Here is a 12,178-nt window from a genome sequence, read left to right on the forward strand (position 1 = left end):
CATGAAAAAGTCAACATTGCTTATCGCTGCGGTGCTTTCGGCCGCGGCCGTCCATGCCGACGAAGGCATGTGGACGCTCTACGACCTGCCACAGGCTGTCTACAACCAGATGCAGGGCTACGGCTTCTCCGTGCCCTACGACGGCCTCTACGCGGGCCCCGACGCCATCAAGAACGTGGTGCTCAACTTCGGGGGCTTCTGCTCCGGCGTGGTCGTATCGCCCGACGGGCTTGTGTTCACCAACCACCACTGCGGCTTCGGGGCCATCAACGCCCACTCCACAGTGGAGCACGACTACATGAAAAACGGATTCTTCGCCAAGACGTATGCCGACGAGCTGCCCAACGAAGACCTCTTCGTGAGCTTCATGGTCGAGCAGAAAGACGTCACCGACAGGCTCAGCCAGATGGGCATCTACGACATGAAGCCGTCGAGGCAGGCCGACTTTGTCGACTCGCTCGAGAACGCATGGTCGAAGGAGGTGAAGCAGAAAGACTCTACGCTGCGCCTCGAGATAAAGCCGTTCTACGAGGGCAACAAGTACTACGCCACCACATACCGCGACTTCCGCGACGTGCGCCTGGTGTTCACCGTGCCAAAGTCGATGGGCAAGTTCGGCGGAGAGACCGACAACTGGATGTGGCCCAGGCAGACGTGCGACTTCTCCGTGTTCCGCATATATGCCGACCCGAAGACCAACGGCCCCGCCGAATACAGCAAAGACAACGTGCCCTACCATCCGGCATCGTGGGCGCCGGTGTCGCTCGACGGCTACAAGGAGGGCGACTTCTCCATGACCATAGGCTACCCGGGCTCTACCAGCCGCTACCTCTCGTCGTACGGCATACGCGAGCGGCGCGATGCGCGCAACGCACCGAGGGCACAGGTGAGGGGCGTGAAGCAGGAAGTGATGATGCGCCACATGAGGCAGAGCGACGCCGTGCGCATAAAGTATGAGACGGCATACGCCTCGAGCTCCAACTATTGGAAAAACTCACTGGGCATGAACAAGTGCATCGACAGCATAGGGCTGATTGCGCAGAAGGCCGCCTTCGAGCGCAAGGTGCGCGCCTACGTCGACTCAACGGGCTACCTCAAGGGCAAGCTCGACTTCGACGAGCTCAAGCGCATCTACGACGGGTGCTTCGACCTGGTGAAGTCGCGCACGTTCTTCGGCGAGACTTTCTACGGCACGAGCGAGCTGGCGGCCCGGGCCATACGCGTGCACAACGGCATGGAGGTGAAGGGCCCGAAGAAGAGCAAAAAGAAACAGTACGTTGAGTTTGAAGACAACAGCGAGCACTGGGACGAGGCCACCGACAAGGAGATGTTTGCCGTGCTGCTCGACAACTACCGCAAGCAGGTGCCGGCCAAGTACCTGCCCGACTTCTACAAGACCATCGACGCCGACTATGCCGGCGACTGCCGCAAGTATGTGGACTACGTGTGGGCCAACTCCGTGCTGATGAAGCCCGGGCAGAAGATTTACATCAACAAGAAGTCGTTCATGAAAGACCCCGGCGTGAAGATGGGCCTCGACATAACGGCCGTGATGGGCGACCTCACCGCCCCGCTGCAAGCCATCATGGACTCCATCGACGAGCAGGAGCGCTACCTCTGCGCGGCCAAGCTGCGCATGGAGCAAGACATGCCCAACTACAGCGACGCCAACTTCACGATGCGGCTTAGCTACGGCCAGGTGGGCGGGTTCACGCTCGGAGGCAAGCCCTCGGGCTACTACACCACGGCCGAGAGCATAGTCGAGAAGATGAAGAAGAGCGCCGTGCAGCCCGACTACTTTGCCGAGCCGGTGATGCAGCAGCTCATGTCGGCCGCCGACTTCGGCCGCTACACCGACAAGGCCACGGGCAAGATGCAGCTCTGCTTCCTCACCAACAACGACATAACGGGCGGCAACAGCGGCTCGCCGATGTTCGACGGCAAGGGACGACTCATCGGACTGGCCTTCGACGGCAACTGGGACAGCCTGTCGAGCGACATTTTCTTCGACTCCCGCCTGGCCCGCTGCATTGGCGTAGACATACGCTATGTCATCTACATGATGGACAAGTGGGGCCACGCCGACCGCCTGCTTGAGGAGATGTTCCGCAAGTGACGCTCCGGCGCTGCCTATGTGTAAACATGCGGGGAGGGCCTGATGGCTCTCCCCGCTTGCGTTTCCTCCGGGCCGGTGGCAGCCCGGCATGGCACCGAGGCCGCGGCGGCGGCTCTTGGCGGGCAAGGCTTTGGCGCCTGGCCAAGCGTCAATAGGCATGACGGAGGCTCGCCCCCCAAAGGCTGTTGCCGTGGCAAGGCGCTGCTGCGAAAGCAGCCACATGGCCAAAGGTGCTGGTTTTACCTATTCTTTTTCTTTGTTTACATAATTCAATGCCATTATCGTAAGTATGGAAAATGCAAAGCTCTGCAAGGTCACTATGTCCTTGAGGCTGAGTTAATGCGGGGGTGTCAGCAGGCATTCGGCGGCATTGAACACCCAGCAGATAATCAACAAGAGCATTGTGTTTGTCAAAAACTTCTTCATCGCGCATCATTTTTTTGTTATACTTAATGTCTGCGGCCTTCAGTCGGCTTGTCGCGCCGCTGCTGTGGTTGCTTGGCTTGTGCCATGCTCCGTTGGCATCGTTTTCGCTCCTGTGCCATTCCGAGCCATGAAACAGGCCGTATTTCACTGCCATACGGCCTGTTTCATAAGCCAATACGGCACGTTTCATCGACAGGTGCATCGACCTTTCAATTTCAACATCTGCCCGGTTCGATTTGAAGACTGTCTCTTCGCAAATATACACTTTTTATAATGGCAACGGAAGCGTCCGGCGGGGGAAAACGACAACGGCCCGGCATGCTGGCCAATGATGCCGCATTACGGCACATGTAGGCAGCCTTCTCTTCGGCGACATGCCGCCCTGCGGGCAACAGTGGCAGGCGGTTTGCACACCGATAAAATGTAATAGGTGGTGGTTGTGATGCCCCGTTTGGGATAAATGTCGTAACTTTGCAGGCCGTAACTGCCCGTGGCGGCAGCCCCGTGCCTGCCTCGGCGGGCTGTCACGGCAAAGACAATGCAAGCGAGAGCAATGCAAGTTTACTTGCGAATTGCCGAGCGCCGCTTATGTGATGAAAAGAAAACATAACGCTACATGATAGAACTGCAGCCAGACAAAGGCATCCCCCGCCGCCTTTTGTTCATGATGGCAGCCATGGCGGGGCTCACCGTGGCCAACCTGTACTACAACCAGCCGCTGCTCGAGCTGATGCGTGCCGACATTGGCATGGGCGAGGTAGAGGCCAACATGGTCACCGTGGTAACCCAGGCAGGCTATGCCCTGGGCCTGTGCCTCATCATCCCGCTGGGCGACCTGTGGTCGCGGCGGCGCATCATAGTGACGTGCATGGTGGGGGCGGCGCTGATGACGGCCGCCATTGCCATCGCCACCGAGGCATGGGTGCTGTGGGCGGCGTCGCTCGTGATGGGCGCCTGCTCGGTGGTGCCGCAGCTGTTCATGCCCATGGCGGGCCAGTATTCGCGCCCGGCCGACAAGGCCCGCAACATAGGGTGCGTGCTCAGCGGACTGCTGTGCGGCATTCTGGCCTCGCGGGTGGTCAGCGGCATGGTGGGCCAATGGCTCGGGTGGCGCACCATGTTTGCCGTGGCTTCGGTGGCCATGGTGGCCTCGCTTGCGGTCATACTGGCCATGATGCCCGCCATGAAGCCCAACTTCAGCGGCTCGTGGGCCCAGCTCATGGCCAGCGTGGGGCGCATGGTGGCCGGTAGCGGGCGCATACGCGTGTGCTCGGTGCGGGCCGCCCTGGGCTTCGGGTCGATGCTGTCGGTGTGGTCGTGCATGGCTTTCAGGCTGGCGGCCGAGCCATTCTGCGCCGGTGCCGACGCCGTGGGGGCCCTCGGCCTGTGCGGCGTGGCAGGCGCCATGGTTGCCGGCGGCATGGGGCGGTTGGTAGGCCGCTTCGGCGTTCGCCGCTTCAGCGTGGCCGGGGCGGTGGTCTTGATGGGGGCGTGGGCTGTGGCCTGGGGCTTCGACGGCACCTATGCGGGCCTTGTGGTGGCCATCATTCTTATAGACATCGGGCTGCAGTGCCTGCAACTGTCAAACCAGAGCGCGTGCATGATAGAGGTGCCCGACGCGGCAAACCGCGCCAACACCATCTTCATGACCACCTATTTCGTGGGCGGGGCCATGGGCACCATGCTGTCGGCACTGGGCTGGAACATGGCCGGATGGGACGGTGTGTGTGCCGTCGGCGCCCTGCTGGCTGCTGCCTCGCTCGTGGTTACGCTCTGTTCGCGCTACTGACAGCGTGCCGATGGAATGTGGCTTTTTTGCGCCTCATGCCCCGTTTTTTACTAATTGACCTCTTCTTTTTATCCATTGACTTGTGCGCCGGGCCTCAGGGTTCGGCTTTTTCCGCATTTTGGCTTATCTTTGCATAAGTCAAGCTGCACTCGGCAATCAGTGAGCGAGCTCACAATGCCGGCTCACCAGATAAATCCAGGAGGCTTATTAGGAGTTCAGGAGTACAGGAGTTCAGGAGTACAGACAATAGTTTAGGGTATATTTAGGTGGCGGTAGACAGAAGGCAGGGGTACAGACAATAGCTATGGAAACATTGGAGCTCTGGGAGCATGGGGAAAGTGTTGCGGGAAGACAGTCGAATACTATTGTCTTTACTCCTTTACTCCCTAACTCCTTAACTTCTAAAAGCCCACTATGTTTATCGGGTGTACCACAATGCTCTCGTTTGCATTGCCTTTGCAAAAGTCAAGCTGCCCATAGGGAAATGATAACTACATATTATTGAGTACGCAACCGTAAAAAGAAGAGGAAAATGAAAAGCAGGATGAAGACGCTCGCCGTGTGTGCGGCGATGGCGCTGGCCGGCAGCCAGCCGGCCTGCGCCCAGCTTGGCGACATACTGAAGAAGGCCAAGCAGGGAATAGAGGCAGTAGACAAGGTGGTGGGGCAGTTTACCGGCCAGGAGGCTGCCGAGGGCCGCGAGGTGCCCGTTGCGTCGGGCGGCACCATGATCAACCCGCTCGCTTCGGTGATGGATGTAGAGCTGGTGGGTGCCTACGGCAGGAGCACGTCTGAGAATTACGGCACGGTCTACCTTGTGTTCAAGATCAAGATGCTGGCCAACAAGGCCTCTGTGGGCCTTGGCGGGGCTGTAGACAACGTGAAGTCGATGGCCGTAGACCAAGACGGCAACCAGTATCTGACGGGCACCGACGGCCAGTTTCGCAAGCCTCTGACCGAGGGTGTGGCTGTCAAGGTGGCCCTCGACGATGCCGATGCCCACTACCGCGACGTGCCGAGGTCGGTCAGGCAGATGCAGGTTATCAAGGTCGGGGCGTTCATAGACCCGCAGTCAAAGGGCATGATAACGTTCAAGAATGTGCCCGTGGTGTGGGATGCCGAGCCGCAATGACGGCTGCCTCGGCCGCCGTCGGGCCCTGTGCGGCACGCCCGCGGGGGTGTGCCGCCGCCGGCAAAACAGCATGTTTGTGGCGCATTTCAGCCGTTTTCGGCCCGTTCCATCGGCGCGGCGCCACTGTCGCCGTTGTTGGGCGACGGGCTTCCTGGGGGCGCATAGCAGCCCGGCGTGGTGCCGGTGTACTTGCGGAAGGCCCTCCTGAAGGTTGACAGTGAGTTGAAGCCGCTTTGCTGCGCCACGTAATCCAGGGTGTACTCCGGGTGCTCTTGCATCAGGGGTACGCTTTTCTTGTTTATGCGCATGGCGTTGATGTAGTCGTAAAACGTCACCCCCTTCACCTCGTTGAAGTATTGGCTCAGGTAAGTGCGGTTGGTGCCGAGCCTCTCGGCCAGTTGTCTGAGCGACAGTTTCGGGTCGAGATACAGCCTGTCGTTTTCCACCATGCTCTCCATCCGGCCTGCAAAGGTGAAGTCGCGAGGGTTGGGGGCGGCCTTGATGTCGGCCCCGTCGTCGTAGGGTTCGGGCGCCACGGGCCTCAGCCTGTCGCAGAAGTGTATGGTGAGCTGCCAGAAGGCTATGCCCGCCAGGTATATCAGCGAGTCGGCGGCGGGGTGCCTCACCACCGACACTACCACCCAGAGAAGCATGTAGGCGAAGCCCGCCACATACAGTTTCTTGAGCCACGATATGTCCATGTTGTCTATGTCAGAGAAGTTGGTGTAGAGATAGGCGGTGTAAATCTCGGCCCTTGCGTAGCCAATCCTTATCACCGTGGCCCCGAACAGGGCCAGGAAGGCCATGTAGACGGTGGCCATGGTGTGCGATGGCATGGCCGTATAGAGCGCCGTCAGCAGGGCGAAGGGCAGTGCCGTGAGCGCCACCCTGCGGGCGTTGACCCACCCCGGCGTGGTCAGCTCGAACAGTAGGCAGGCAAAGGTGATGGCGCTCCACCCGTCGGCCACTTGTATTGCGTCGAGCATGCGCGGCGTATAGGCGTGTGGCAGCAGCGCCGCCAGGTCTTTGGCCGTGGTCAGTGCCCAGTAGGCGCAGATGGCCCCGAGCAGCGTTTGCAGGCGCGTGCGCTGCCGCCTGGCCAGCAGTTGGCAGGCGTTTATTGCGAAGTAGGCTGTCGACACGCCGTTGAAGAATGTGGTCAGGCTCAGTTGTGGCATGTGCTTCTGTGTTGTCTTAGGTTTGTTTCCGCCCCCGCGGCCCTTGCCTTCGGTGCTTGTGGCCCTGCGGCGCGTGGCGCGGCAGTGGGTCGTGGTTGGGGCTTTTGTCTGCAAAAATAATCATTTTTATCCGCATTTATTGCGTCGCCTGCCTGTGTTTTTGCGTTGTTCATCCATTTTTTTTGCCTCCGGCGCCGTTTTGCGGGCCTGTGGCCGGCTTTCGCCGGTGGCGTGGCGCATGGGCAGGCCTGCCGCCCCCGGGGCCCGTGGCGGCGCCACAACAGACCGGGGCCGCCTTGGGATTGTTCCCAGGCGGCCCCGCGTCAACGTTAGTATGTTTGAAAAATTTGAGAGAATCGAAACTTCACAGTTTCTTTTTTTGTTTTAACTAAACATGATTATTATATGAGAAAGCATAGAAATGTCTTGTTTGTCAGGCCCGTGCCGTTCGCCCGGCGATGCTCTTTGTCAGGCTCCTTATGAAGTCGCGGTCTATGTCGCCCGTCAGGTTGACTATGACCATGCTGCCGGCCTTGGTGTCTGTGTGTATCATCACCAGCTCTACGGTGTCGCCGCTGGTTGTCTGCCTCACGTAGAACGTGCCGTAGGCGTGGGCGCTGCGGTAGTCTTGTGCGTGGCGGAAGCGCTGCGGGTTGTCCTTGAGCAGGCTCTCGGCCCTCTTGTAGTAGTCGGCCCCGTGCACGCTTGCCGTTATTATTCGTGCGCTCTTGAGCTTCTCGATGGCCTCGGCCATGGCCTCGTCGCGGGCGGCCCCTGGCTGCTTGGTTAGCTGCTCCATCATCGATGGGCTGATCGTCACGCAGTGTACGGCCGTGTCCTCGGTGCAGAGCTGCATGAACTTCGATGCGAAGTCGAGGCTGGTCTGCGCCGCTGCCGCCACTGTGGCGACCATTGCGGCTATGTAGCATAGCAGGCGTCTCATCGCTTCAGTGTTGAGTCGGCCCCGGCTGCCGGCGCGGCTTTGCTTGCGGTGTCGGCTGCCGCAGCGCTGCTGATGCCCTCGGAGACAAGCTGCAGGGCGTTTTCCATCTCGTCGTAGGCCACGGCGGGGTCGGTGTATGTGTCTTTGTAGCCGGCATAGTTGATGTCGTCCTTGGCGGCGTCGTGCCCGGCGGAGAAGCGTGCTGCGTTGCCTATGGTGACTATGATGGCCACCACGGCGGCTGCCTTGAACAGGGGCATGAGCCTGCTGCGCATGGTCACGGTGCGTGCCCTGACGGGTGCGGGCCTGTCTTCGGTCATGGCCAGAATCCTGGAGTCAAAGTCGTCGCCGGGCAACTGCTCTTGGCTGGCCGCGCGGCTGTAGGCGAACAGCGGCGCGTAGCGGCGGAGGTTCTCCGGCACTTGCTCTTGGCTGAAGAAGGCGCGCAGTATCTGCTCCTCTTCAAGAGAGGTCTGGCACTGCCAGTAGCGCTCTATCAACTGTTCGATGTACTTATAGTCCATATCTTTCTGTTTCGTTGAATCGTTGTCTTATCGCCTGCCGTGCGCGGAAGAGCGTCACCTTCACGCGGTCTTCGCTGATGCCAAGCACGGCGGCTATTTCCTTGTAGCTCTTGCCCTCTATGTCGCGTAGCTGCATCACGCTGCGCTGCGTTTCGGGCAGGCTGTCTATCAGGCGCCTCACCAGGCTCACGCTGTCGGTGAGCATGGCCTTGCGCTCGGGGTTCGAGGCGGTGGAATCGTCGGTGGGCTCTGCGCCTGGGGTGTCGTCCATGCTGCGGCCCTGGCTTGCCATCTTCTTGTTTTTGTCGAGGGCCAGGTTGCGGCAAACGGTGAGGCAGAAGGCTTCCATCGACTCTATGGCGTGCCATTCGTCGCGGCGGTTCCACACTTTTATCATCGTTTCTTGCACAACGTCTTCTGCCTCCGCGTTATTGAGAGTAATGCGGAGAGCGAGCCGGAAGAGTTCGTTCTTCAGTGGCAAGACGTCGTTCCGAAAACTTATTTCTTTCATCCTCTCTATACTGTAGACGATTGTGCGGGGGAAATGTTACACGCCGGGGCAATTTTTTTTATGTTGTCTTTTTGCGCGGTGTATATTTTATTTGGGAGTTAAGGAGTTAGGAAGTAAAGGAGTTAAGACAATGGTTTTTGTGTACAATGGAGTTAGAGGGAGGTAGAAGGAGTTATGGGGAGTTAGAGGACAATGGCGTTTGCTTGATGGAGGGAGGTAGGGAGTTAAGGAGTTAGGAAGTAAAGGAGTTAAGACGATGGTTTTGTTTACAATGGAGTTAGAGTGAGGTAGAAGGAGTTATGGTTTTGTGTACAATGGAGTTAGAGGGAGGTAGAAGGATTTATGGGGAGTTAGAGGACAATGGCGTTTGCTTGATGGAGGGTGGGATGGAGTTAAGGAGTTAGGAAGTAAAGGAGTTGAGGCAATGGTTTTGGAAACATGGGAGCTCTGGGAGCATGGGGAAAGTGTTGCAGGAAGAGATAGTCAAATACTATTGTCATCTAACTCCCCATAAATCCTTCTACCTCCCTCTAACTCCGTTATACACAAAAACCATTGTCTGTACTCCTGCACTCCTGTACTCCTGCACTCCTAAAAAAACACCTCCTAAAAAGCCCCCGGGTTTATCCGGTGAGCCGCCGTGGGCCTCATGGCGTTGCAGGGAGGGCTGTTTTGCAATGCGAAACGGCCCGTATCAGCGGGTGATACGGGCCGTATTGCTGTTTGGCTCGGGGCGTGGCATGGCTGTGTGCCGTCAGTGCACCACGGTGCCGGCATCGGTGCCTATGGCCGATGCCTGGGTGATGACCACCCGGCTCACGCCGGCCTCCACGGCCGCGAGGGCGTTTTCTATTTTCGGTATCATGCCGCCGGCCACGGTGCCGTCGGCCGTGAGCCGCTCGAAGTCGGCCCGGGTGATCGACGGTATCACCGACGTGGGGTCGTCGGCGTCGGCCATCACGCCGGGTTTCTCGAAGCTGTAGACGAGCGTCACGTCGTATGCCTGGGCCAGTGCCTTGGCGGCCTCCGAGGCTATGGTGTCGGCGTTGGTGTTGAGCAGCTGGCCTTTGCCGTCGTGGGTGAGCGGTGCCAGCACCGGCACGGCTCCGCCCTCGATGAGCGCCGAGAGCCGTTTGGCGTCGGCGCGGTCGACGTCGCCCACGAAGCCGAAGTCGATGCCGTCTCTCACCGGGCGGCGGTGTGAGCGCATCACGTCCATGTCGGCACCGGTGAGGCCTATGGCGCTCACGCCGCGCGAGGCCAGGGCGGCCACTATGCCCTTGTTGACAAGGCCGCCGTAGACCATGGTCACCACCTCGAGCATGGCCTCGTCGGTGATGCGGCGCCCGCCCACCATGCGGCTCTCTATGCCGAGGCGCGATGCCACCTGGGTGGCGCGGCGCCCGCCCCCGTGGACAAGGGCCTTGCGCCCGCCGATGCGGCAGAAGCCGTCGAGCAGGGCTCCGAGCTGCGCCGGGTCTTCCACTACGGCGCCGCCAACCTTGACTATTGTCAGTTTTTCTTTCATCTCAATGTCTGCTGTTTGGGTGTCGGGGGCTCCGGCCGGCGCGTGGCGGCTGCAGCCCCGTGCCCTGCTGTCGTTCACTCAAGGTAAGTGTAGCCATAGAGCCCGGAGCGGTAGTTGCTCAGGAACTCCTTGCCCTCGTCGAGGGTGATGCGCCCTTCCTTCACGCTCTTGGTCACCCACATCTCCAGCTGGCGCACCAGCTTGCGCGGGTTGTACTGCACGTAGTCGAGCACCTCGGCCACCGTCTCGCCGTCTATCACCTGGTCTATGTGGTAGTGGCTGTCTCTCACGCTGATGTGCACGGCCGTGGTGTCGCCGAACAGGTTGTGCATGTCGCCCAGAATCTCCTGGTAGGCCCCCACGAGGAACACCCCGAGGTAGTAGGGCTCGTTTTTCTTGAGCGCGTGCACGGGCAGTATGTGCGAGTTGTTGCGGTTGGTCACGAAGTTGGTTATCTTGCCGTCGCTGTCGCACGTTATGTCTTGCAGCGTGGCGCTGCGCGTGGGCCGCTCGTCGAGCCGCTGTATGGGCACTATCGGGAAGAGCTGGTCGATGGCCCAGGCGTCGGGCAGCGACTGGAAGAGCGAGAAGTTGCAGAAATACTTGTCGGCCAGCAGCTTGTCGAGGTTCACCAGCTCCTCGGGCGTGTGCTTGAGCTGCTTGGCCAGTATGTTGATTTCCCTGCATACGCTCCAGTACATGCTTTCAATCTCGGCGCGTGTGCGCAGGTCTACTATGCCGTGGCTGAACAGGTCGAGCGACTCCTCGCGTATCTGCTCCGCGTCGTGCCAGTCTTCGAGCATGGTGCGCGGGTTCAGGTTGTCCCAGATGTCGTACAGGTCGCGCACGAGCTGGTGGCTGTCGGCCGTGGGCTCGTATTCCTCGGGCATCTCTGGCAGCGACGCCGTCTCGAGCACGTCTATTACGAGCACCGAGTGGTGTGCCGTGAGCGAGCGGCCGCTCTCGGTTATGATGTTTGGGTGGGGCAGGCCGTTCTTGTTGGCTGCCTCGACGAAGGTGTAGATGCAGTCGTTGACATACTCCTGTATTGAGTAGTTCACGGAGCTCTCGCTGCTGGGCGAGCGCGTGCCGTCGTAGTCTACGCCGAGCCCTCCGCCGCAGTCGACGAAGTCGACGTTGTATCCCATCTTGTGCAACTGTATGTAGAACTGCGACGCCTCGCGCAGGGCGGCCTGTATGCGTCGTATCTTCGTTATCTGGCTGCCTATGTGGAAGTGTATCAGCCTGAGGCATTCGCGCATGTTCTTCTTGTCGAGCAGCTCGAGCGCCTCGAGCAGCTCGCTGCTCGTCAGTCCGAACTTGCTGGCGTCGCCGCCGCTGTCTTCCCACTTGCCGCTGCCCGACGAGGCCAGCTTTATGCGTATGCCCAGGTTGGGCTTCACGTCGAGCTTCTTGGCCACGCGGGCTATGATGTCGAGCTCGTTGAGCTTCTCGACCACTATGAATATGCGCTTGCCCATCTTCTGGGCGAGCAGGGCAAGCTCTATGTAGCTCTGGTCCTTGTATCCGTTGCAGATGATGAGCGAGTCGCTCTGGCACTGCACGGCGATGACGGCGTGGAGCTCGGGCTTGGAGCCGGCCTCGAGCCCGAGGTTGAACTTGCGCCCGTGGCTTATTATCTCCTCTACCACGGGCTGCATCTGGTTCACCTTTATGGGGTAGATTATGAAGTTCTCGCCTTTGTAGTCGTACTCCTGGGCCGCTTTCCTGAAGCAGCTGCTGGTCTTCTCGATGCGGTTGTCGAGGATGTCGGGGAAGCGGAGCAGCACCGGGGGAGTAACGTCCCGCAGCGCGAGCTCGTCCATCACGTCGCGCAGGTCTATCTGCGTCTCGTCCTTGCATGGCGTGACGTAGGCGTGGCCTCGGTCGTTGACGCCGAAGTACGACGTGCCCCACCCGTTGATGTTGTACAGCTCCTTGGAGTCTTCAATGGTCCACTTTTTCATTTTCTCTCTGTGTCGTTGGGTTTCTATGATGTGTATGGTTTAGCCTTGCGCCGGCCGTACGGGC

The 12,178-nt window shown here is 59.6% G+C and carries 10 protein-coding genes; 3 read left to right on the plus strand and 7 right to left on the minus strand.

What is annotated here, in order from left to right; all coding sequences use genetic code 11:
* Position 1 precedes the first annotated feature (1 nt).
* Positions 2–2,116: a S46 family peptidase gene (locus M3089_RS09925; RefSeq protein ID WP_249083804.1), complete on the plus strand. Its 2,115-nt coding sequence runs from the start codon at positions 2–4 to the stop codon at positions 2,114–2,116.
* A 148-nt stretch (positions 2,117–2,264) separates the two neighbouring features.
* Here the strand turns inward: M3089_RS09925 and M3089_RS09930 are convergent, their stop codons facing one another.
* A complete protein-coding gene (locus M3089_RS09930) occupies positions 2,265–2,807 on the minus strand; it encodes a hypothetical protein (RefSeq protein WP_249083806.1) in 543 nt (180 codons plus the stop codon).
* A 351-nt stretch (positions 2,808–3,158) separates the two neighbouring features.
* On the opposite strand from M3089_RS09930, the gene M3089_RS09935 reads away from it, so the two are divergent.
* Both M3089_RS09935 and M3089_RS09940 read left to right on the plus strand, forming a co-directional pair.
* A complete protein-coding gene (locus tag M3089_RS09935) occupies positions 3,159–4,331 on the plus strand; it encodes an MFS transporter (protein ID WP_249083807.1) in 1,173 nt (390 codons plus the stop codon).
* Between the two features lie 532 nt (positions 4,332–4,863).
* Complete coding sequence (locus M3089_RS09940) at positions 4,864–5,463, plus strand: hypothetical protein (protein ID WP_249083812.1); 600 nt, start codon at positions 4,864–4,866, stop codon at positions 5,461–5,463.
* 86 nt (positions 5,464–5,549) lie between these two features.
* Here the strand turns inward: M3089_RS09940 and M3089_RS09945 are convergent, their stop codons facing one another.
* The 6 genes from M3089_RS09945 to speA form a co-directional block, all read right to left on the minus strand.
* Positions 5,550–6,755, minus strand: coding sequence for a helix-turn-helix domain-containing protein (locus M3089_RS09945; protein ID WP_249083813.1), 1,206 nt, complete (start codon positions 6,753–6,755; stop codon positions 5,550–5,552).
* A gap of 319 nt (positions 6,756–7,074) precedes the next feature.
* Positions 7,075–7,584, minus strand: coding sequence for a DUF4252 domain-containing protein (locus tag M3089_RS09950; protein ID WP_205111088.1), 510 nt, complete (start codon positions 7,582–7,584; stop codon positions 7,075–7,077).
* Positions 7,581–8,108, minus strand: coding sequence for a hypothetical protein (locus M3089_RS09955; protein ID WP_205111090.1), 528 nt, complete (start codon positions 8,106–8,108; stop codon positions 7,581–7,583). The genes M3089_RS09950 and M3089_RS09955 overlap by 4 nt, the downstream gene beginning before the upstream one ends.
* Positions 8,098–8,619 carry an RNA polymerase sigma factor gene (locus tag M3089_RS09960; protein WP_249083814.1) on the minus strand — a complete coding sequence of 174 codons (522 nt, stop codon included), beginning with the start codon at positions 8,617–8,619 and terminating at the stop codon, positions 8,098–8,100. Before M3089_RS09960 ends, M3089_RS09955 begins: the two co-directional genes overlap by 11 nt.
* A gap of 754 nt (positions 8,620–9,373) precedes the next feature.
* Complete coding sequence (argB, locus tag M3089_RS09965; protein WP_249083819.1) at positions 9,374–10,147, minus strand: acetylglutamate kinase; 774 nt, start codon at positions 10,145–10,147, stop codon at positions 9,374–9,376.
* Between the two features lie 74 nt (positions 10,148–10,221).
* On the minus strand, positions 10,222–12,114 hold the full coding sequence (gene speA / locus M3089_RS09970; RefSeq protein WP_205111095.1) for a biosynthetic arginine decarboxylase: 1,893 nt from the start codon (positions 12,112–12,114) through the stop codon (positions 10,222–10,224).
* Positions 12,115–12,178: the final 64 nt, after the last annotated feature.

Source organism: Marseilla massiliensis, assembly GCF_023336985.1.
Classification (GTDB): Bacteria; Bacteroidota; Bacteroidia; order Bacteroidales; family Bacteroidaceae; genus Prevotella; species Prevotella intestinigallinarum.